This is a genomic window from Streptomyces sp. NPDC002566, assembly GCF_042889585.1.
Classification (GTDB): Bacteria; Actinomycetota; Actinomycetes; order Streptomycetales; family Streptomycetaceae; genus Streptomyces.
The window spans coordinates 1,272,021-1,293,584 of sequence record NZ_JBIARD010000001.1; the positions used below are offsets into that span (position 1 = coordinate 1,272,021).

Here is a 21,564-nt window from a genome sequence, read left to right on the forward strand (position 1 = left end):
GCCTAACGTCCCGGCCAACCGATTGAAACCTTTCACGACGTCGTGACGGCCCCCGGCGGGAGCGGATCGCGAGCGTCGTCGAGGAGCCATCCATGACCCACCCGTCCGACACGGGACCGGCCCCGGTGCTGGCGCTCGAGGACGTCTCCAAGTCCTTCGGCGCCGTGCGCGCCCTCAGGGGCGTCCGTCTGGAGCTGTTCCCCGGCGAGGTGCACGCCCTCGCCGGGGAGAACGGCGCGGGCAAGTCGACCCTCATCAAGACGCTCGCCGGGGTGCACCGGCCGGACGCCGGCCGGGTGCTGCTCGACGGCGAGCCCGTCGTCTTCCACGGCCCCGGCGACGCCCGCGACGCCGGAATCGCCGTCATCTACCAGGAGCCCACGCTCTTCCCCGACCTGTCCATCGCCGAGAACATCTTCATGGGCCGCCGGCCGCGCCGCGCCCTCGGCCGGATCGACCACAGGGCCACCCGCGACGCCACCGCCGCGCTGATGGCCCGGCTGGGCGTCGACCTCGACCCCGACCGCCCCGCGCGCGGTCTGTCCATCGCGGACCAGCAGATCGTCGAGATCGCCAAGGCGCTCTCCTTCGACGCCCGCGTCCTGATCATGGACGAGCCGACCGCGGCCCTCACCGGCAGCGAGGTCGCCCGGCTCTTCGGCGTCGTGCGCGCCCTGCGCGAACAGGGCGCCGCGGTGCTGTTCATCTCGCACCGCCTGGAGGAGATCTTCGAGATCTGCCGGAGGGTCACCACCCTGCGCGACGGCGCCTGGATCGCCAGCGAGCCGGTCGACGGCATGACCGAGGACGACCTCGTGCGCCGTATGGTCGGCCGCGACCTGGACGAGCTCTACCCGAAGCAGGACGTCGAGCCCGGCGAGGTCGCCCTCAGCGTCCGCCGGCTCACCCGCGAGGGCGTCTTCACGGACGTCTCCTTCGACGTCCGGTGCGGCGAGATCGTCGGCCTCGCCGGACTCGTCGGCGCCGGCCGCACCGAGGTCGCCCGCGCGGTCTTCGGCATCGACCGCTGGGACGCCGGCGAAGTGGAGGTGCGGGGAAGGCGGTTGACGAACGGCGCCCCCTCCGCCGCCATGGCCGCCGGCCTCGCCCTCGTCCCTGAGGACCGCCGCGCCCAGGGACTGGTGATGGACATGTCCATCGAGCGCAACATCGGCCTGACCGGACTGCGTACGACCGTGAGGGCCGGCCTGATGGACCGCGGCGCCGAACGCAGCCGGTCCCTCGACTGGGCCGTCAAGCTCCGGGTCAAGTACGCCCGGATCGCCGACACCGTCAACACGCTCTCCGGCGGCAACCAGCAGAAGGTGGTCCTCGCCAAGTGGCTGGCCACCGGCCCCAAGGTGCTCATCGTCGACGAGCCCACGCGCGGCATCGACGTCGGCACCAAGGCCGAGGTGCACCGGCTGCTGTCCCGGCTCGCCGCCGACGGGGTCGCCGTCCTGATGATCTCCTCCGACCTGCCGGAGATCCTCGGCATGGCCGACCGCGTGCTGGTGATGCACGACGGCCGGCTCACCGCCGAGATCCCCCGCTCCGAAGCCACCGAGGAGTCCGTGATGGCCGCAGCCACGGGGAGGGCCGCCGCATGACGGTGACCGCCCCCGATCACGCCCCCGCCGCCGAGGCGACCAGGTCCAGCGGCACCCGGCTGGTCGACCGCGTCTTCAGGATGCGCGAACTCGCCATCCTGGTCGTCCTCCTGGCGATGATCGCGATCACCCAGGCCGGCAACAGCGAGTTCCTCTCCGAACAGGGGATCAAGGACCTGCTGCTGAACGCCACCATCCTGGTCCTGGTCGCCACCGGGCAGTCGCTGGTGGTGATCACCAGGAACGTCGACCTGTCCGTCGGCTCCACGCTCGGCGTCACCGCCTTCGCCGCGGGCACCTGTCTGCACGGCGGCGGCGACCCGGTCCTCGCGGTCGCGCTCGCGGTGCTCCTCGGCATCGGCGTCGGACTCCTCAACGGCCTGCTGGTCAGCCTCGGCCAGGTGCCCGCGCTCGTCGTCACGCTCGGCACGATGTACATCATCCGAGGCGTCGACTCCATCTGGGTCGGCTCCCGCCAGATCACCGCGGCCGACCTGCCCGGCGGATTCGTCGACTTCGGCTCCGGCGGCATCTCCGCCGTGCCCTACCTGGCGCTGATCGCCCTCGCCGTGCTGGTCGCCACGGCCTACTATCTCAAGCACTTCGGCAGCGGCCGGGAACTGTACGCGCTCGGCTCCAACCCGGAGGCGGCCCGCCTCGCCGGCATCCCCGTACGCAGGCGGATCCTCTTCGCCTACACCTTCTGCGGCGCCCTCGCCGGCCTCGCGGGAGCGATGTACCTGGCCCGGTTCGGCAACGTCGACTCCGGTACCGGCGCCGGTTACGAACTCACCGTCGTCAGCGCCGTGGTGGTCGGCGGAGTCGTCTTCACCGGCGGCTCCGGCAGCGTCCACGGCGCGGCGCTCGGCGCCCTCCTGCTGACCTCGATCAACGGTGTGCTGCCCGCCCTCGGCGTCAGCTCCGTCTGGGTGCTCGCCGTCAACGGCATCCTGCTCATCCTCGCCATCGCCGTGGACCGCGTCGTCGCGCTGCGGGTGGCGTCGGCCCTGAAGAAGAGGAGCGCCCGCCATGCCTGACTCTCTGACGCGCGCGGTCCGGTGGGACACGGTGGTCGGCGCCCTCCTGATCGTCCTGCTGCTGTTCTCCTTCACCTTCGTCGACGGCTTCGGCAACGCCTTCAACCTGTCGTTCCTGATCGGCAGCGCCCTGCCCGTCGCACTGATCTCCCTGCCGATGACGATGCTCGTGGTCGCCGGCGAGATCGACCTGTCCGTCGCCTCCACGGCGGGACTGTCCGGCGCGGTGATGGGCAGGCTGTGGAACGAGGGCATGACGATCGAGACGATCATCCCCGTCTGCCTGCTCCTCGGGCTTGTCTGCGGGCTCGTCAACGGGCTGCTGGTGACCCGGCTGGGGCTGCCGTCCCTCGCCGTCACCATCGGCACCCTCGCCGCCTACCGGGGCATCGCGCAGATCGTGCTCGGCTCCGACGCGGTGACCGACTTCCCCGCGCAGTACCTGGACTTCGCGGCCGGCCGCATCGGTGACACGTTCGTCCCGTACGCCTTCCCACCCTTCCTGGTGCTGCTCGCGATCGCCCTGGTCGTCCTGCACGCCACACCGTTCGGGCGGTCGCTGTTCGCGATCGGCGCGAGCGAGGAGGCCGCGCGGTTCGCCGGTGTCCGCGTCAAGCGGCACAAGCTGGTCCTGTTCACGCTGACGGGGCTGGTGGCGTCCCTCACCGGGGTGTTCTGGGCGCTGCACTACGCGAGCGCGCGGTACGACAACGCGACGGGCCTGGAACTGTCCGTCATCGCCGCGGTGTTGCTCGGCGGCATCGACTTCGACGGGGGCAAGGGGACGCTCGGCGGGGCGATCGCGGGTGTCTTCCTGCTGGGGGTGCTGCAGAACGTGATGAGTCTTCAGGACGTGTCCGCACAGTCGCAGATCGTGGTGACCGGTGTGCTGCTGGTGGTGTCCGTGCTGGGGCCTCGGGTCGCGAAGCAGGTCGCTGTCGCCCGGGCGGCGGCGGGCTCCTCCGGATAGATCGTCTTTCGAAGTTGCGGCTGTGTGTGGCTGGTCGCGCCCGCGCGGCGGAGCCGCACATGAATACAGACGCGCGCCCCTGACGGGGCGCATCCACTCACCCTCGTGACAAAGGAACCCCCGCCATGCGCAGAACCTCCCTCCGCCGTGCCTGTGCGGCCCTCGCCGCCGTCTCCTCGCTCGCGCTCGCTGCCACCGCCTGCGGCGGCACCACCAAGGAGGACGTGAAGAACGAGAGCACCGGGGCCGCCGCCTCCGCCGGCAAGGCCGACCCGAACGCGGCGACCAAGAAGGGCCTGACCGTCGGCTTCCTGCCCAAACAGGTCAACAACCCGTACTTCACCTCCGCCGACAAGGGCGGCGAGGCGGCGCTGAAGGAGCTGGGCTCCGGCTACAAGGAGGTCGGCCCCTCCAGCGCGACGGACACCTCGGGGCAGGTGTCGTACGTCAACACGCTCACCCAGCAGCGGGTCGACGCGATGGCCGTGTCCGCGCAGGACCCGGGCGCCCTGTGCACCGCGCTCAAGCAGGCCATGAGCAGCGGCATCAAGGTCGTCACCTACGACTCCGACACCGACGCCGGGTGCCGCAACGCGTTCGTCTCGCAGGCGTCCGCCGAGGACCTCGGCCGCACCGAGGTGCAACTCCTCGCCCAGCAGATCGGCTACAAGGGCGAGATCGCCATCCTGTCGGCGGCGCAGACGGCGACGAACCAGAACGTGTGGATCGACTTCATGAAGAAGGAGCTGGAGGACCCGAAGTACAAGGACATGAAGCTCGTCAAGATCGCGTACGGCAACGACGACGCCCAGCAGTCCTTCCAGCAGACCCAGGGCCTGCTCCAGGAGTACCCGGACCTGAAGGGGATCATCTCCCCGACCACCGTCGGCATCAAGGCCGCCGCCCAGTACCTGTCGGGCTCCAAGTACAAGGGCAAGGTCAAACTGACCGGCCTGGGAACCCCCGACGACATGCGCAAGTACGTCAAGAACGGCACCGTCGAGGCGTTCGAGCTGTGGGACCCGGCGAAGCTCGGCGCGCTCGCCGCGCAGACGGCCGTGGCGCTGGTCTCCGGGCAGATCACCGGGAAGGAGGGCGAGACCTTCAAGGCCGGCACGACCTCGTACACCATCGGCAAGGACGGGGTGATCAGCCTCGGCAAGCCGACCGTGTTCGACGCCAAGAACATCGACCAGTTCAACTTCTAGGGAGGCGACGGTACTTCATGCAGCGCGTCTGTTTCCTGCTCAAGGTCCGCCAGGACAGGATCGCCGAGTACCGCGAACGTCACGCCGCCGTGTGGCCCGAGATGCTCCGGGCGCTCTCGGCCACCGGCTGGCGCAACTACTCGCTCTTCCTGCGCGAGGACGGCCTGCTGGTCGGCTATCTGGAGACCGAGGACTTCTCGGCCGCCCTGGCCGGCATGGAGGCCGCCGAGGTCAACTCCCGCTGGCAGGCCGAGATGGCGCCGTTCTTCGAGTCCCTCGACGGCTCCCGCCCCGACGAGGCCATGAAACCGCTCACCGAGGTCTTCCACCTCGCCTGACGACGAAGGTCGCCGCCATGAACCGACGTACCCTGCTCGGCGCCGCACTCGCCGGGGCCACGGCGGCCCCCGCCCTGGCCGCCGGCACCGCCCGGGCCGCCGACCCGGGCCCCTCCCTCACCCGGACCGGCACCACGACCCTCGACGGCCAGGCCCTCTTCTTCGTCTCCTACGACGGGCTGGTCAACAACAACTCCTTCCAGAAGAACGGCCTGCTGACCTACAAGGGCCACCAGTACGCGGCCTGGTACACCGCCGACCGGAGCGCCGTCGTCGCCCGTCGCGCACTCGGCGCGAGCACCTGGTCCACCGCGAGGATCGGCCACACCCTGCGCTACGACGACTCCCACAACGTCATCTCCATGGGCGTCTCCGCCATCGACGGCCGGCTCCACCTCGACATGGACTCCCACAGCGACGGCTTCACCTACGTCAAGTCGGCCGCCGGACTCATGGACGACCCGGCCGGACTCAGCTGGACCGCGAGCCGCTTCGGCGCACCGCAGTCCACCCTCGACGGCCTCGCCCTCACCTCCCAGTTCACCTACCCCCAGTTCGTCTCCACGCCCGAGGGCCGACTCCAGCTCAGCTACCGCGTCGCCGTCTCCGGCAACGGCCGCAACGCGCTCGCCGAGTACGACGGCGTGAAGTGGACGAACCTCGGCGAGTGGTCCGGCTCCACGGGCATGTACACCAGCGAGCACGGCTCCAGCACCGCCCGCAACATGTACCTGCACGGCATCGACTACGACGTGAACGGCCGGCTGCACTCCCTCTTCACCTGGCGCGAGCAGAACGGCGCCGTGATGTGCTCCGGCGGCGGCATCACCAACCACGACACCGGTTACGTCTACTCCGACGACCGGGGCCGCACCTGGCGCAACGACGCCGGCACGGTCGTCGGTGCCACCGGCGGCGCCGACAAGGTGACCGTCACCGACGCGGGCCTGATCGTGGACCCGCTGAACCCGGACCACTCCCTGATGAACCAGGAGAGCCAGTTCACCGACTCCGCCGGCCGGCCGCACGCGATCATCTCCTACGTCCCCGGCCGCTTCGGCCAGTGCACGACGGACTACGTGGCCGACCGCACCGCCCACGGGCGCGCCTTCCACCTCCGCAAGGACGCCTCGGGCGGCTGGCGCAAGACGGAGATCCCCGTCCCGCTCGGCTCGAGCCAGCGCACCAAGCTGGTCCTGGACAAGTACGACAACGCCTACGCGGTCTTCCCGTTCGGGCGGATCGCCGCCGCGTCCAGGGCCTCCGGGTACACCGACTGGAAGCTGCTGTTCGACGGCAGCGGACTGAACGCCTTCGGCGAGGTCGTCGTCGACGAGACCCGCGTCGCGAAGGACGGCGTCCTGTCCTTCATGTACCAGGAGAAGTCGACCGGTACGACCCCTTCGGCGCTCCACGTCGTCGACTTCCGGCTGCCCGGCTGACCGGTCGGGCGGCGCGACGGGAGGGCGGTAATGTGAAGGCCTTCCCGCCGCAGAACCCGTTCGCTTTCGTTCCCCTGGAGGTCCCCGCCTGATGGCCCAGTCGGTGGGTATCAAAGACGTCGCCCGTGCCGCCGGAGTCTCCGTCGGCACGGTCTCCAACGTCATCAACCGCCCGGACACCGTCGCGACCGAGACCCGGGCCCGGGTGCTCTCCGCGATAGACCGGCTCGGCTATGTGCGCAGCGAGTCCGCCCGCCAACTGCGCGCGGGCCGCAGCCGGATCATGGGGCTGCTCGTCCTCGACATGGGAAACCCCTTCTTCGTGGACGTCGCCCGCGGGGCCGAGCGGGCCGCCCGGCGGTCCGGGCTCGGCGTGATGGTCTGCAACAGCGCCGAGAGCGTCGGCGAGGAGGCCGAGTACCTCTCCCTCTTCGCCGAGCAGCGCGTGCGGGGCGTGCTGCTCACCCCGGCCGACGCCACCGGCCGCAACATCGACTCCTTCCGCCGGCACGGCATCCCCTTCGTGCTGGTCGACCGGGTCTCCGAAGGCACCACCGAATGCTCGGTGTCCGTCGACGACGTCGCCGGCGGCGCGCTCGCCGTACGGCACCTCGTCGACGCCGGGCACCGCTCGATCGCCTACGTCAGCGGCCCGCCCGGCTTCAACCAGGTCCGCGACCGCCGCACCGGCGCGCTCGACGCCCTCGCCGAGGCCGGCCTCGGCCCCGAGCACCTGCGTGAGCTGCCCACCGAGCGGCTCGACGTCGCCGCCGGCCGGGACGCGGGCGCCCGCCTGCTCGGCCTCGCCGACCGTCCGACCGCCGTGTTCTGCGCCAACGACCTGCTCGCCCTGGGCGTGCTGCAGGCCATGTACGCGGCCGGCGTCAACGTCCCCGACGACCTGGCCATCGTCGGCTACGACGACATCGAGTTCGCGGCCGCCGCAGCGGTCCCCCTCACCTCGGTCCGCCAGCCCGCCGTCACCATGGGCGCCCTGGCCGCCGAGATGCTCCTGGAGGAGACCGAGGACGACGGGAGCGGCCACGAACACCGCCGGGTCGTGCTCCAGCCCGAGCTGGTCGTCCGCCGCTCCAGCCTCTCCGCCCGCTGACCGGCCGTTCAGCAGCGCTGTCCGCGCCGGTTGGGCGGCGGACGGTGATCCCTGGGCTCCGGCACCGCCAGGCGGTGTGCTGAACTGGGACGCGGCCAGACACACCGAGCGCCCCTGGAGCCCCTGTTGTCCCACCGCTACCGTCAGCCCGGCGTCGTCCTCACCGACCGACGCTTCACCGTGCCCCTCGACCACGCCGACCCGGCCGGGGAGACGATCGGGCTGTACGCCCGCGAGGTCGTCGCGAGCGACAAGGAACACCAGGACCTGCCGTGGCTGCTGTACCTCCAGGGCGGGCCCGGCTTCGGCGCCGACCGCTTCGTCGGCAAGCCCGGCTGGCTCGGCCGCGCGCTGAAGGAGTTCCGCGTCCTCCTCCTGGACCAGCGCGGCACCGGCCACTCCAGCCCCGTCAACCGCCAGACGCTTCCGCTGCGCGGCGGGCCCGCCGAACAGGCCGACCACCTCACCCGCTTCCGCGCCGACTCCATCGTCCGCGACTGCGAGCTGGTCCGCCGCGAGGTCACCGGCGGCGCCCCCTGGACCGTCCTCGGGCAGAGCTACGGCGGCTTCTGCGCCGTCACCTACCTGTCCTTCGCCCCCGAAGGCCTGGCCGCCGCCCTGATCACCGGCGGGCTGCCCTCCCTGGACGCCCACGCCGACGACGTCTACCGGGCGGCCTACCCGCGCATGGAGCGCAAGACCGCCGCGCACTACGCCCGTTACCCGCAGGACGTCGAACGCGCCCGCCGCATCGCCGACCACCTCCTCACCCACGAGGTGACCCTCCCGAGCGGCTACCGCCTCACCGTGGAGGCCTTCCAGAGCCTCGGCAGCCTCCTCGGCGGCAGCGAAGGCAGCCACCGTCTGCACCACCTCCTGGAGGACGCCTTCGTCCCCACCCCGCACGGCCCCGAGCTGTCCGACGCCTTCCAGGAGCAGATCCAGGGCCTGCTGTCGTACGCGAGCCACCCCCTGTACGCCCTCGTCCACGAGTCGATCTACGGGCAGGACAGCCGGCCCACCGCCTGGGCGGCGGAGCGGGTGCGCGCGGAGTTCCCGCAGTTCGACGCGGCGAAGGCGCTCGCCGCCGACGGCCCGCTGCCGCTCACCGGCGAGACCGTCCACCCCTGGCTGTTCGACGTCGACCCCGCGCTGCGCCCGCTGCGCGAGACCGCCGGACTCCTCGCCGCGCGCACCGACTGGACGCCCCTGTACGACCCGGCCCGCCTCGCCGCCAACGAGGTGCCGGTGGCCGCGGCGATCTACCACGACGACCTGTACGTCGACACCGCGCACTCCCTGGGGACGGCCCGCGCGGTGCGCGGCCTGCGCACCTGGGTCACCGACGAGTTCGAGCACGACGGCGTCCGCGCCGGCGGCCCCCGCGTCCTTGACCGCCTCCTCGCCCTGACCCGCGACGAGGTCTAGTGTGCGGACATGACCGAGCCGACGAGCGCCCAGCTCAAGCCGATGCCCGAGGACTGGCGGCGCGCGCTCGCCGTCGTCGCGCACCCGGACGACCTGGAGTACGGGTGCTCCGCGGCGATCGCCGCCTGGACCGACGCCGGCCGTGAGGTCGCCTATGTGCTGGCGACCCGCGGCGAGGCGGGAATCGACACCGTCCCGCCCGCCGAGTGCGGGCCGCTGCGCGAGCGTGAGCAGCGGGCGAGCGCCGCCGTCGTCGGCGTCACCGCCGTCGACTTCCTCGACCACCGGGACGGCGTGATCGAGTACGGCCCCGCGCTGCGCCGCGACATCGCCGCCGCGATCCGCCGGCACCGGCCCGAGCTGGTCATCACGCTGAACCACCGTGACACCTGGGGCGGCATCGCGTGGAACACCCCGGACCACGTCGCCGTCGGCCGCGCCACACTCGACGCGGCCGGCGACGCCGGGAACCGCTGGATCTTCCCCGACCTCACCGAGCAGGGCCTCGAACCCTGGAACGGCGTCCGCTGGGTCGCGGTGGCGGGCTCCGCGTCCCCCACCCACGCCGTCGACGCGACCCCGGGCCTGGACCGAGCCGTGGCCTCCCTGCTGGAACACCGCTCCTACATCAACGCCCTGACCGACGAGAACGCCGAAACCTACGCCCGCAACTTCCTCACAGAAGCAGCCCACTCAGTAGGCGAACGCTTCCACAACCGCCCAGCAGTAGCCTTCGAACTGTTCCCCCGCTGACCGCCACGTGAAGGGGCGCGGGGAACTGCGCGCCCGGCCACGACGGCGGGAGGCCGAAGGACGGCGCTTCGGCGCGCGGTAGGCGAGGGCGCTGTTGAACGCGGGGTGCGGCAGCACCGGGAAGGGGCGCGGGGAACTGCGCGAGCGGCCACGACGGCGGGTCGGCGGGGGACGGCGCTTCGGCGCGCGGACGTCGTGGGCGCTGTCGAGCCCGAGGGTGCGGCAGCACCGGTGAGGGGGCGCGGGGAACTGCGCGAGCGGCCACGACGGCGGGCCCGTGGGGGACGGCGCTCAACGAACCGCCTCTTATAGAGTCGGGCGAATGCGAGAACACACGGCGCCCCGCGCACACCTCCGCGGCGACTGCGCCAACTGCTTCGGCCTGTGCTGCGTAGCCCTCCCGTTCGCCCGCTCCGCGGACTTCGCGCTCGACAAGGACGCCGGCAAACCCTGCCCCAACCTCGCCGAGGACCACCGCTGCGGCATCCACGACCGCCTGCGGCAGAAGGGCTTCACCGGCTGCACGGTCTACGACTGCTTCGGCGCGGGACAGAAGGTCTCCCAGGTCACCTTCGGCGGCCTGGACTGGCGCACGGGCGGACGCGAGCAGATCCGCCGTATGACCGAGACGTTCCCCGTCGTCCGGCAGCTCCACGAGCTGCTGTGGTACCTGACCGAGGCGCTCGCCCACCCGGCGGCCCGCCCCGTCCACGACGAACTGCGCGCCATGCTGACGACGATCGACGACCTCACCCGGCTGACGCCCGGGGAACTGGCCGAGCTGGACGTCCCCGCGCACCGCCAGGACGTCAACGTGCTGCTGCTGAGGACCAGCGAGCTGGCGCGCGCCGGCATACCCGGGCGGGCGAAGCGGGAACGCCGGGGCGCCGATCTGATGGGCGCCCGCCTCAAGGGCGCCGACCTGCGCGGGGCGAACCTGCGCGGCGCCTGCCTGATAGCCGCCGACCTCACCTCCGCCGACCTGCGCGGCGCGGACCTCATAGGCGCCGACCTGCGCGACACCGACCTGACGGACGCCGATCTGACCGACGCGCTCTTCCTGACCCAGCCGCAGGTCGACGCGGCCCGGGGGAGCGCCGGCACCCGCCTGCCGGGGTCACTCGCCCGGCCCGCCCACTGGACCGGGCGGCCCTGACACGGCGGGCCGGGGCACGGGCCGCCGCTCCAGCCGCAGCCGCAGCCCCTCCGGCATCAGCGTCAGCCGCTCGGTGACCCGCAGCCGGTAGGCGGGGTCGGGCAGCAGCTCGTAGCGGCGCAGCAGCAGCCCCAGCACCAGCGTGGCCTCGTGCAGCGCGAACTGCCGTCCGATGCAGGCCCGCGCCCCGGTGCCGAACGGCTTGTAGGTGTGCGGGGCACGCGCCCGGACCGCCCCGGCGTCGAAGCGGTCCGGGTCGAACCGTTCGGCGTCCTCGCCCCAGACCTCGGGGTCGCGGTGCAGCATCGGCGTCAGCACCAGCGCCCAGCCGCCGCGCCGCATCGGATGCTCGCCGGCGAGCACGGTGTCCTCGCGGGCCTCGCGCGCGAACGCGGGCGCCGTGGGCCACAGCCGCAGCGACTCGTCCAACACCCGCCGCACGTAACGGAGTTTGGCGACCTGGTCGTAGCCGGGCGCCGGGGCGTCGCCCCACACCCGGTCCACCTCGGCGCGGGCGCGGGCGGCGACGCCGGGGTGGCGGGCGAGGTAGTACAGGGCGAAGGAGAGCGCGCCGGAGGTGGTCTCATGGCCCGCGACGAGGAAGGTGACGACCTGGCGGCGCACGTTGCGCGCGGAGAGGTGTTCGCCTGTCTCGGGGTGCGCGGTCCGCAGCATCCGGTCCAGCAGGTCGCCGCCGCCGGGACCGCTGTCGCGGCGGGCGCGCACCAAGTCGTCGACGGTGCGGTCGAGATAGGCGATATCCGCCTCGTTGCGGCGCGTGGCCCCTCTCAACAACCGTGGAGAGGGCACGGTGTTGAGCCGCTGGGCGTAGCTGAGCGCGCCCACCATCGCCGTCACGAACGGATGCGGACGGGAGCGTTCGAAGGAGCCGAAGTCGTGCCCGAAGCCGGTGCGGGCGATCGTCTCCAGGGTCAGTTTGGTCATGTCGCCCGGCACGTCGACGAGTCGGCCGGCGGCGAGTGCGCGGTCCCAGTGACCGGTGAGCCGTTCCGCCACGTCCAGCATCATCGGGTGGTAGGCGGCCATGGCCTCCCGGCTGAACCCCGGGGCGAGCACGTCGTGCGCCAACTGCCAGTTGGGCTCGTGGTTGTACGCCGTGAACAGCGCGTCGCCCGCGAGCGGCCGCAGGTTGGCGACGCCCAGCCCGACGTGCTTGGCGAACCGCTTCTCGTCCGCCATGTCGGCGGCGTACCGCGCGCCCCACACGAACACGAACTCCCGGCCGAAGGCGCGGCGCCGGAAGACCGGCCCGAGCCGTCGGGCGTGCCGCATGGAGTCCTGCAGCGGTGTGCGCAGACTCGCGCCGATCACGTCGCCGAGCAGCGGGAGCCGGTACGGCGGATGCGGGAGGCGGTCCAGCTCGGGCCACCCCAGCTCGGCGCCGCGGAACCCCGTCGGCGGACCGTCCCCGGCCGGCCCGGCCCCGCCGATCACCCCTGCTGTCGTCTCCGCCATGACGCGATCTCCCTTGATCCAGCGGCAGGTCGAGCGTGTTGTACGTGAGTTCAATAGCGCGCTCAGTGTCGTCCCGCCGCTGAACCGGCGTCAAGTAAGGTGCGGACATGGCCGCCAACCAGGGGCAGCGCGCACGGCGTCGGCTCAGCACCGAGGAGCGCAGGGAACAGCTCCTGTCGGTCGGCGCGCGCCTGTTCTCGGAGAACCCCTACGACGAGGTGTGGATCGAGCAGGTCGCCGAGATCGCCGGGGTCTCCCGGGGCCTGCTCTACCACTACTTCCCGACCAAGCGGGACTTCTTCGCGGCGGTCGTGGAGCGGGAGAGCGAGCGCATGCTGCGTCTGACGGCGGCGGTGCCGGGAGTCCCCGTCCGCGAGCAGCTGGCCGCCGGCCTCGACGCCTACCTGGAGTACGTCAGCGCCCACGCCCACGGCTACCGCGCCTTCCATCGCGCGGACGCGGCGGGCGACCTGGCGGTGCGCCGCGTCTACCGGCGCGCCCTGGCCGCGCAGGAGGAGCAGATCCTGACGGCGCTCGCCGCCGACCCCGAGTTCGGGCCGCTCTTCGGTGAGCGCCCGGACGTACGGCTGGCGGTGCGGGGCTGGCTCGCCTTCATCACGGCGGTGTGCCTGGAGTGGCTGCGCGGGGAATCGCAGGGACCGTCGCCCTCCCCGTCACCCTCGCGTGAGCAGGTACGGGAGCTGTGCGCGCGGGCGCTGCTCGGGGTCATCGCGGACTGACGTTGTTGGCGTACGCCCGGATCTCCGATAGCTTAGGCAAGCCTTACCTAAGGAGGTTCGGGATGAGTGACAGCCACGGCTGGGCCGCGGCGCCCGCCACGGCCGAGCGGGCCCGGTCGGTGCTCGCCGCCTCGTGGTCCTGCACGGTGACCGCGGACGGCGGACGCGAGGAGTTCGTCGGCGCGCACACCGCCGAGGAGGACGGACGGGTCCTGCTGCGGGTGCCCGAGGACAGCGCCCTGCTCACGGCGGCGATCTGCGCGCCGCGCGGCGAACCGTCCGCCGTGCTGGAGTTCGCCGACGTCGCACCCGTCCCCGTCCGCAGCCGGATCCGCGCCCGGCTCTGGCTGGCCGGCTGGTTCACCCCCGACGGCGACCGGCTCGCCTTCCGCGCCACCCGCGTCGTGCTGAAGCAGCCCTCCGGGGCCGTCGCCGTCGACCTCGACGAGTTCGCCGCGGCCGCGCCCGACCCGCTCGCCACCGCCGAGTCCCACCTGCTCACGCATCTCGCGGACGCCCACCCGGACGCCGTCCAGCGGCTCACCCGGCTCGTCCGCAGCGAGAGCCTGCAGGGCGTCGTGCGCGTCCAGCCGCTCGCCGTCGACCGGCACGGACTGACGCTGCGCATCGAGCGGACCGGGGCCCACGGCGACGTCCGACTGCCCTTCCACGCGCCCGCCGACGACGTCGGACAGCTCACCGAGCGCATGCACGCCCTGCTCGGGCAGGCCGCCGCGGCCGCCTGCCCGCGCGCCCTGCAGCGGCAGCGCACCGACGGCGACCGCTGACGCGACCGGCTCACCCCGCCCCGGGCGGCCGCCGCGTCCGGCAGGGCGCCGGTCATTCGGGGCGCTGTGCCGCGTCCTTCCGGGCGCGGCGCAGACGGCGGGGGAGGCGCAGGAAGCGGTGCACCCGCTCCTGGGCCCGGTACAGCCACGGCATGCGTTCGTGCTGCTCGCGGGTGGCGCGGTCGAGTTCCTCCAGCAGCCGGCGGGAGCGGTGCTCGGTGTCGAGTTCGTCGAGGATGCGGTTCACCTCGGTCAGCACCGCGCCGTGCAGCTGCCATTGCCGGGCGTCCTGCTGGAGCTGCTCAAGCAGCAGCTGGGCCAGCTTGTCGCGGGTGGCGGCGGCCTGCCGCAGCTCGGCCGTCAGACGTTCCTCGGCGGCGTCCGCGTTCGCACTGACCTGCGTGGTGACCAGCACGGCGAAGCTGACCACGGCGTCGGCGACCTCCGAGAGCAGCCGCTCCAGGGTGGCGCCCGTCTCGGCCGGGAAGAGCGGCTCCGGCTCCGCGTCCGGCGCGGTGAAGGGGTCGGGCTCGCGTTCCTTGGCCAGGTCGGTGAGGGTGCGGGCGAGCACCCGCAGCACGACCGTGCAGATCTCCAGCGTGTCCAGGCCCGTGCGCAGCACCACCCGGTGCAGCACGCCCTCCCGCACGCGCGGGTTCAGCCGCAGACTGTCCTCGGCCTGCCGCAGGGCCGCGTCCACCTCGATGATGTCGTGGTCGAGCCGGCGCGCCTCGTGCAGCCGGGCGGCGGCCTCCTCGGCGGGCGTGCGGCCGGCGGCCTGCTCTCCGACACGCAACATCAACTGCCGTACGCCGCGCGCCAGCCCTTCGATCGACTCGCCGGCCTCCTCCACCCACACCGGGGGCGGCAGCAGGAGGTTGATCGCGAGGCCGACGACGGCGCCGATCAGCGTCTCCAGCACCCGCGCCCACGCCGTGTTCCCGATGGTGGTCACGCCCAGCACCAGCATGGCGCTGATCGCCACCTCCTGGACGTACTCCTCGACCCGCACCAGATGCCCGACGGCCAGCGAGGCCACGATCACCAGCGCGAGGCTCCACCAGGTCAGCCCGACCAGCAGGCTGAACGCGATGGCCACCAGCACGCCGGCCACCACCGCGTTGACGCGCCGCACCCCGTTGGTGAGCGTCGCGAACAGGGTGACCTGGACGACGAGCAGCGCCGTGAGCGGCGCGGTGAGGGGGGCCGGCTCCGGGCTCAGCCGAAGTGCGATGACGTAGGCGATCGTCGCCGCTGCGGCCGACCGCAGGGCCCTGACGACCACGGGTTCCCGATGGCGCTTGACGAACCGTGCGAGCGGCGCGGTGCGCTCACGTACTTGTTCCATCCTTTGGCCAGTTCCCGTTCCTCACGGACCTCGAACGTCTCTTCGGCAACCTGGTGCGACGGGTCGCCGGCGGGATCCGGCCGCGGGGGCGGACGTCAGACGTCCAGCTTGTCGAGGAAGGCGGAGAGGTTCGCGGTGGTGCGCGCGATCTGCTCCTCCAGGGTGAGGCTCTCCTCGAACCGGCGGCCGCCGTCGGGGACGCGCTTGCCCCGGACGTAGAGGGAGCAGGCCAGGTCGGTGCACATGTACAGGCCCACCGAGTTGCCCTCGCGTCCCGCGGCGCCGGCCTTGCGGGCGGTCATCAGCGAGACGCCGCCGCCGGGGTGGGTGGTCATGCACAGCGAACACATGCTGCGGTGCAGGAAGCCGCGCTGGGAGGCCGGGAAGCGCATGGTGAGGCCGACGAGCCGCCCGCCCCGCTCGGTGACCAGATAGCTCCGGTCGGGAGCGCCGGGATCACGCCACCCCAGGAAGTCCAGATCCTCCCACGGCCGCTCCCCGAGATCCCGCGGCACAGCCAGCCGCTTGGCCTCCCCTTTGGAGCAGTTGACGAACGAGTCACGGATGTCACGCTCGCTGAGCGACTTCATGGGGGGAGCCTCCTGGACGCCGGAACACCGGCGATCGATACCGTCCTGGCCTAGGGGTCCTAGGTTCAGCGGAAGCATATGTAGGCCACGGGCGAGAAGACCAGTGAATTTACGTGACCCCATGCCCTCGGTGGCCGCCCTCCGTCGGTTCCGTGGCTGCGGCCGGGGGCCAGACGCCCGGGGTCAGTACGCCCAGCGCGTAGGCGCGGGCGACCAGTTCCGTACGGTTCGCCGCGTTCCAGCGGGTGGACAGGCGGCGCAGGTGGTAGGTCACGCCGTCCGGGGTGAGCCCGGTTTCCCGGGCGGCCCGGGCGGTCGTCGCGCCGCCGGCGAGCAGGGCCAGGATGCGGGCCTCGGCCGGCGTGGCGGGGGAGGCGGAGGGCCCGGCCGGGGGCTCGCGGTCGCCCAGGACGCGCAGCATGACCAGAAGCGCAGGCGTCGCGTCGACGGTGTCGCTCACCGGGTCCGCCGTCAGCTCGCCGTGGCGTTCCGCACCGTCGGGGCCGGGCCAGCGCACGGTCACCTGGTAGCGCGACCGGTGCCGCAGCCGCAGGGCCTCGGCGATGCGGTCCACCTGCGTCGCCTCCTCGGGGCGGAACAGGTCCAGCACCTCCCGGCCCCGGAGCCGCCCCGGCGATGTGCCGCACTCCGCCGCCATCGCCGGATTGGCGAGCAGCACGGCACCGTACACATCGCACACCGCGACCGGCACCGCGACCCGGTCGAACAAGGTCAGCGCCCGATTGCGCCAGACAACGGCGTCCCGACCGCCTGGACTCGTCCCGCCCGTCCCACTCACCCGCTGACCCGCTTCCTCGACCGGCCCCCCGCACCCCGGCGTCCCGTCAGCCCTGCCGCTCCCGGCACGCCCTGTTCGCCTCGGCCCAGCCTAATAACCGCCGGCGCGCCGGTCCGCAAGGCCTCCGGCGGGGTTTCCACTGCACGATCGTGTAGTGGCGGGGTGCGGGTGCCGCGGGGAAGTGGATCACGCTGTTGTGCGGTACGTCCGTACAGTGAAAGGCAGTTGTCGCGCCATGCCCCCCACCGCGCCGCACCCGCACGCCGTCGACGCCCCCGCGGGCGTCCCCGTCGTCGACATCTCGGCCACCGGCCCCGGCCTCACCCCCGTCCAGCAGGTCATGGACCTCATGCGGGAGCACGGCTCGGTGCTGCTGCGCAGGCTGCACGGGCGGGACGCCCTGTTCGTCTCCGACCTCGACCTGGTCGCAGAGCTGGCCGACGAGCAGCGCTTCGCCAAGGCCGTCGGGCCCGCCCTGGAGAACGTCCGCGAGTTCGCCTCCGACGGCCTGTTCACCGCCTACAACGACGAGCCCAACTGGGCGAAGGCGCACGACATCCTGATGCCGGCGTTCGCGCTCGGCTCGATGCGCACGTACCACCCGGTGATGCTGAAGGTCGCCCGCCGGCTCATCGACGCCTGGGACGGCGCCGCCCGCGCCGGGCAGCCGGTCGACGTGCCCGACGACATGACCCGGATGACCCTCGACACCATCGGACTGGCCGGGTTCGGCTACGACTTCGGGTCCTTCGAGCGCGACGAGCCCCACCCCTTCGTCGAGTCGATGGTCCGCTGCCTGGAGTGGAGCATGACCCGCCTCGCCCGGGTCCCGGGCGGGGACTACTCGGCCGCCGACGCCGCCTTCCGCGACGACTCCGCCTACCTCGCCCAGGTCGTCGACGACGTCATCGCCGCCCGCACCGGCGCCGGCCCGCAGGACGGCGCCGAGGACGGCGACGACCTGCTCGGGCTGATGCTCACCGCCCGGCACCCGGCCGACGGCGCCACCCTGGACCCCGTCAACATCCGCAACCAGGTCATCACCTTCCTCATCGCCGGCCACGAGACCACCTCCGGCGCGATGTCCTTCGCGCTGTACTACCTCGCCAAGCACCCCACCGCGCTGCGGCTCGTGCAGCGCGAGGTCGACGCCCTGTGGGGCGACACCGCCGACCCCGAGCCGACCTACGACGAGGTCGGACGGCTGGCGTACACCCGGCAGGTCCTCAACGAGGCGCTGCGGCTGTGGCCGACGGCCGCCGTCTTCAGCCGGCAGGCCCTCGAGGACACCGTGCTCGGCGGGCGCGTCCCGCTCAAGGCCGGGCAGGCCGTCCTCGTCCACGCGCCGATGCTCCACCGGCAGCCCGTCTGGGGCGACAACCCCGAGCTGTTCGACCCGTCGAGGTTCACTCCCGAGGCCGAGGCGGCCCGGCCCGTGCACGCCTTCAAGCCGTTCGGCACGGGTGAACGGGCCTGCATCGGACGGCAGTTCGCCCTGCACGAGGCGACCATGCTGCTGGCCATGCTGGTCCACCGCTACCGGCCGAACGACCACGCCGACTACCGGCTCACGGTGAAGGAGACCCTCACCCTCAAGCCCGAGGGCTTCACCCTCACTCTCACCCCGCGCACCCCCGCCGACCGCGTCCACCCCGCACTGCCGGGCACACCACGCGCCGAGGCCGCCCGCACGACCGACGCCCGGGCGCTCCCGGCACGGGTGCGGCCCGGCACCGCCGCGCTGTTCCTGCACGGCAGCAACTACGGCACCTGCCGCGAGTTCGCCGCGCAACTCGCGGACGAGGCAGCTGAGATCGGGTGCGACATCCAGGTCGCCGCGCTGGACGAGTACGCCGGCGGCCTGCCCACCGACCGGCCCGTCGTCATCACCGCCGCCTCCTACAACGGCCGCCCCACCGACGACGCCACCGCCTTCGCCGCCTGGCTGGAGGAGACCCACGACCTGGCCGACGTCACCTACGCCGTCCTCGGCGTCGGCGACCGCAACTGGGCCGCCACCTACCAGCACGTCCCCACCCGCGTCGACGAGCGTCTCACCGCACTCGGCGCCACCCGCCTCACCGACCGCGCCGCCGCCGACGCCTCGGGCGATCTCCCCGGCGCCGTGAGGGAGTTCACCGCCCGGCTGCGCACCGCCCTGCTGGAGCGGTACGGCGACCCGGAAGCCGCCGCCACCGCCCCGGACGCCGAGGAGCCCACCGCCGCCTACGAGGTCCGCACCCTCACCGGCGGCCCGCTCGACGCCCTCGCCGCACGCCACGGCCTCACGCCGATGACGGTCACCGAGGCCCGCGACCTCACCGCGCCCGGCCACCCGCGACGCAAGCGGTTCCTGCGCCTCGCCCTGCCCGAGGGGACCTCCTACCGCACCGCCGACCACCTCACCGTGCTCCCCGCCAACGCCCCGGCGCTCGTGGAGCGCGCCGCCGCCGCGTTCGGCGTCGGCCTCGACACGGTCCTGGACATCCGCGCCACCCGCCCGCGCCGCGACGGCCTCGCCGTGGACCGGCCGCTGACGGTCCGCCAACTCCTGGCGCACCACGTCGAGTTGCAGGAGCGTCCGAACGCCGCCCGGCGTGCCGCCCTCGCCGAGGCCAACCCCTGCCCGCCGGAGCGCGGGGCCCTCACCGCCCTCACCGAGGACGACCCGCGCACCCTCGTCGAACTGGTGGAGGACCACCCGGCGCTGCGCGGCGCCCTCGACTGGCCGGCCCTGCTCCAGCTGCTGACGCCGCTGCGCCCCCGCCATTACTCGATCTCCTCCTCGCCCGCCGTCGACCCCCGCCACGCCGACCTCATGGTCTCGCTGCTGGAGGCGCCCGCCCGGTCCGGCAACGGCGTCTACCGGGGCACCGGTTCGAGCCATCTCGCCGGGCTCTCGGCCGGCGACACCGTGTACGCGCGCGTCCAGCCCTGCCGGGAGGCGTTCCGCGTCGACACCGCCGGCCCGACGGCCACGCCCGTGATCATGGTGGCGGCCGGCACCGGCCTCGCCCCCTTCCGCGGAGCCGTCGCCGACCGTGTCGCCGCCCTCGCGTCCGGCGCCCGACTCGCCCCGGCGCTCTGCTACTTCGGCTGCGACGCGCCCGACGCCGACTTCCTGCACGCCGGGGAGCTGCGCGCCGCCGAGACGGCCGGGGCCCTCTCCCTGCGCCCCGCGTTCAGCGCCGCACCGGAGAACGGCGCGCTGTTCGTCCAGCACCGCATCGCCGCCGAGGGCGACGAGGTGTGGCAGCTCCTCACCGCCGGGGCGCGGGTCTATGTGTGCGGCGACGGGACCCGGATGGCGCCCGGCGTGCGCGAGGCGTTCCGTACCCTGTACCGGGACCGCACACCCGGCGCCGACGACCCGGCGGCGGAGGCATGGCTGGACGAGCTGATCGCGAACGGCCGGTACGTCGAGGACGTGTACGCCGCCGGCTGACACACGGGACGGGGTGGGGCGAGTGACGGACTCCTGGGAACGCGCCCTGCGCTGCCTCGAGGCGGTCGGCATCCCGTCCGGCCGCCTCGCCGGCGTCCGCCCGCTCGACGGCGGCACCTACAACACCGTCGAGGAGCTCCGCCTCACGGACGGCACCCGGTACGTCCTCAAGGTCGCGCCCACCGCGCCTGGCCTGCGCTACGAGCGCGAACTGCTCGTATCCGAGGCCGAGTTCTACCGTGCTGCGGCCCGGGCCGGCGTGGCGGCGCCCCGGGTGGTGACGCTCGACGGGCCGCACCTGCTGATGACCGCCTGCCCCGGCACCCCCTGGGACGAAGACCTCACGGCGACCCAACGGGATCACCTGCGAGCCGAGTTGGGCCGCCAGGTCGCCCGCCTGCACGAGATCGCCGGACCCGGCTTCGGATACCCGTCCCAGGCCCTCGGGCCGCTCGCCCCCGACTGGCGCACCGCGTTCACCGCGATGCTCGACGCCGTCCTCGCCGACGCCCGCGACCACCGCGCCCGGCTGCCGCGCCCCGCCGACGAGATCGCCGACGTGCTGCGGACCGCGTACGACGCGCTGGACGAGGTCGTCTCGCCCCGCGCGGTCCACTTCGACCTGTGGTCGGGGAACATCCTGGTGGACCGCTCGGCGGGGGAGCCGCGCATCGGGGGCCTGATCGACGGCGAGCGCATGTTCTGGGGCGACCCGCTCGCGGACTTCGTGTCCCTGGCGCTGCTCGGCGACATACGCGACGACGAGTCCTTCCTCGCCGGCTACCGCGAGGCGGGTGGACGCGCCGTGTTCGACCGGCCCGCGTGTCTGCGGCTCGCCCTGTACCGCGCGTACCTCTATCTGATCATGCTCACGGAGACCGTGCCCCGGGCCGTCGACGAGGGCCGCGACCGGTGGACCCGGGAGACCGTGTCTCCCCGGCTCCTCGCGGCCCTGCGGGAGATCGGGAGCGCGCGCTGAGGGTTTCGGCGGCAGGGGCGGAGGTACTCGCGGAGGGATCCACACGTGAGGAGGACGCAGTGGCCGACCAACGCCTCGAAGGACCCGGCGAGAACGGCGCACCCGTGCCGCGCGACCTGCCCGACCAGCAGGCCACGGCCGGCGAGGACCCCTGGGACGTCGCATCCGCCCGCTCGGGCGGGACGGCGGACAGCGAGGGCGCGCCGGAGGAGGAGCCCGCCGACGTCCCCGACACGGACGAAGCGGGCACCGGCCCCCAGGGCGCCCCGAAACAGGCCACGGTCCACCCGGAACACCCCGTTCCGGAGGAACCGGCCGACTGAGTCACGCGCTCACGCCGACGGAC

19 protein-coding genes are annotated in these 21,564 nt (G+C 73.0%); 15 read left to right on the forward strand and 4 right to left on the reverse strand.

Annotation, left to right across the window (positions count from 1 at the left end):
* The first annotated feature begins 92 nt into the window (after positions 1-92).
* The 10 genes from ACFYXA_RS05600 (at position 93) to ACFYXA_RS05645 (ending at position 11,053) form a co-directional block, all read left to right on the forward strand.
* Entirely contained in the window at positions 93-1,610 is a 1,518-nt protein-coding gene (locus ACFYXA_RS05600; protein WP_389028372.1) for a sugar ABC transporter ATP-binding protein, read from the forward strand.
* The gene (locus ACFYXA_RS05605) at positions 1,607-2,647 is read left to right on the forward strand and encodes an ABC transporter permease (protein WP_389028374.1); all 1,041 of its coding nucleotides are present in this window, start codon (positions 1,607-1,609) and stop codon (positions 2,645-2,647) included. Before ACFYXA_RS05600 ends, ACFYXA_RS05605 begins: the two co-directional genes overlap by 4 nt.
* A complete protein-coding gene (locus ACFYXA_RS05610; protein WP_389028376.1) occupies positions 2,640-3,617 on the forward strand; it encodes an ABC transporter permease in 978 nt (325 codons plus the stop codon). The genes ACFYXA_RS05605 and ACFYXA_RS05610 overlap by 8 nt, the downstream gene beginning before the upstream one ends.
* A 125-nt stretch (positions 3,618-3,742) precedes the next feature.
* Positions 3,743-4,825 carry a rhamnose ABC transporter substrate-binding protein gene (rhaS, locus tag ACFYXA_RS05615; protein WP_389028378.1) on the forward strand — a complete coding sequence of 361 codons (1,083 nt, stop codon included), beginning with the start codon at positions 3,743-3,745 and terminating at the stop codon, positions 4,823-4,825.
* Positions 4,826-4,842: 17 nt separating this feature from the next.
* Entirely contained in the window at positions 4,843-5,163 is a 321-nt protein-coding gene (locus ACFYXA_RS05620) for an L-rhamnose mutarotase (RefSeq protein WP_389028380.1), read from the forward strand.
* Between the two features lie 17 nt (positions 5,164-5,180).
* On the forward strand, positions 5,181-6,605 hold the full coding sequence (locus tag ACFYXA_RS05625) for a BNR repeat-containing protein (RefSeq protein ID WP_389028382.1): 1,425 nt from the start codon (positions 5,181-5,183) through the stop codon (positions 6,603-6,605).
* A 91-nt stretch (positions 6,606-6,696) separates the two neighbouring features.
* Positions 6,697-7,716, forward strand: coding sequence for a LacI family DNA-binding transcriptional regulator (locus ACFYXA_RS05630; protein ID WP_351098504.1), 1,020 nt, complete (start codon positions 6,697-6,699; stop codon positions 7,714-7,716).
* Between the two features lie 126 nt (positions 7,717-7,842).
* Positions 7,843-9,144, forward strand: coding sequence for an alpha/beta fold hydrolase (locus tag ACFYXA_RS05635; protein WP_389028384.1), 1,302 nt, complete (start codon positions 7,843-7,845; stop codon positions 9,142-9,144).
* A 9-nt stretch (positions 9,145-9,153) separates the two neighbouring features.
* A complete protein-coding gene (locus ACFYXA_RS05640) occupies positions 9,154-9,897 on the forward strand; it encodes a PIG-L deacetylase family protein (protein ID WP_389028386.1) in 744 nt (247 codons plus the stop codon).
* A 322-nt stretch (positions 9,898-10,219) separates the two neighbouring features.
* Entirely contained in the window at positions 10,220-11,053 is an 834-nt protein-coding gene (locus ACFYXA_RS05645) for a pentapeptide repeat-containing protein (protein WP_352247473.1), read from the forward strand.
* Here the strand turns inward: ACFYXA_RS05645 and ACFYXA_RS05650 are convergent.
* Positions 11,015-12,529: a cytochrome P450 gene (locus ACFYXA_RS05650; RefSeq protein ID WP_389028388.1), complete on the reverse strand. Its 1,515-nt coding sequence runs from the start codon at positions 12,527-12,529 to the stop codon at positions 11,015-11,017. The two genes, ACFYXA_RS05645 and ACFYXA_RS05650, sit on opposite strands and share 39 nt — an antisense overlap.
* A gap of 107 nt (positions 12,530-12,636) precedes the next feature.
* Between ACFYXA_RS05650 and ACFYXA_RS05655 the strand changes: the two genes are divergently transcribed.
* Both ACFYXA_RS05655 and ACFYXA_RS05660 read left to right on the forward strand, forming a co-directional pair.
* Positions 12,637-13,269 carry a TetR/AcrR family transcriptional regulator gene (locus ACFYXA_RS05655; protein WP_389028391.1) on the forward strand — a complete coding sequence of 211 codons (633 nt, stop codon included), beginning with the start codon at positions 12,637-12,639 and terminating at the stop codon, positions 13,267-13,269.
* A 62-nt stretch (positions 13,270-13,331) separates the two neighbouring features.
* Complete coding sequence (locus ACFYXA_RS05660; RefSeq protein WP_389028393.1) at positions 13,332-14,057, forward strand: DUF2470 domain-containing protein; 726 nt, start codon at positions 13,332-13,334, stop codon at positions 14,055-14,057.
* Positions 14,058-14,109: 52 nt separating this feature from the next.
* On the opposite strand, the gene ACFYXA_RS05665 is transcribed toward ACFYXA_RS05660, so the two are convergent.
* The 3 genes from ACFYXA_RS05665 to ACFYXA_RS05675 form a co-directional block, all read right to left on the reverse strand.
* Positions 14,110-15,405 carry an aromatic acid exporter family protein gene (locus tag ACFYXA_RS05665; RefSeq protein WP_389028395.1) on the reverse strand — a complete coding sequence of 432 codons (1,296 nt, stop codon included), beginning with the start codon at positions 15,403-15,405 and terminating at the stop codon, positions 14,110-14,112.
* Positions 15,406-15,500: 95 nt separating this feature from the next.
* On the reverse strand, positions 15,501-15,995 hold the full coding sequence (locus ACFYXA_RS05670) for an FBP domain-containing protein (protein WP_352247468.1): 495 nt from the start codon (positions 15,993-15,995) through the stop codon (positions 15,501-15,503).
* A gap of 109 nt (positions 15,996-16,104) precedes the next feature.
* Positions 16,105-16,725 (reverse strand): PAS domain-containing protein, encoded by a 621-nt coding sequence (locus ACFYXA_RS05675; protein ID WP_389028397.1) that lies wholly within the window; start codon positions 16,723-16,725, stop codon positions 16,105-16,107.
* A 304-nt stretch (positions 16,726-17,029) separates the two neighbouring features.
* Here ACFYXA_RS05675 and ACFYXA_RS05680 point away from each other — a divergent pair, with 304 nt between their 5' ends.
* The 3 genes from ACFYXA_RS05680 to ACFYXA_RS05690 are packed head-to-tail and all read left to right on the forward strand — an operon-like array spanning position 17,030 to position 21,541.
* The gene (locus tag ACFYXA_RS05680; protein WP_389028399.1) at positions 17,030-20,239 is read left to right on the forward strand and encodes a cytochrome P450; all 3,210 of its coding nucleotides are present in this window, start codon (positions 17,030-17,032) and stop codon (positions 20,237-20,239) included.
* 22 nt (positions 20,240-20,261) lie between these two features.
* The gene (locus ACFYXA_RS05685) at positions 20,262-21,218 is read left to right on the forward strand and encodes a phosphotransferase family protein (protein WP_389028401.1); all 957 of its coding nucleotides are present in this window, start codon (positions 20,262-20,264) and stop codon (positions 21,216-21,218) included.
* Between the two features lie 59 nt (positions 21,219-21,277).
* Positions 21,278-21,541 carry a hypothetical protein gene (locus ACFYXA_RS05690; protein WP_352247465.1) on the forward strand — a complete coding sequence of 88 codons (264 nt, stop codon included), beginning with the start codon at positions 21,278-21,280 and terminating at the stop codon, positions 21,539-21,541.
* Positions 21,542-21,564: the final 23 nt, after the last annotated feature.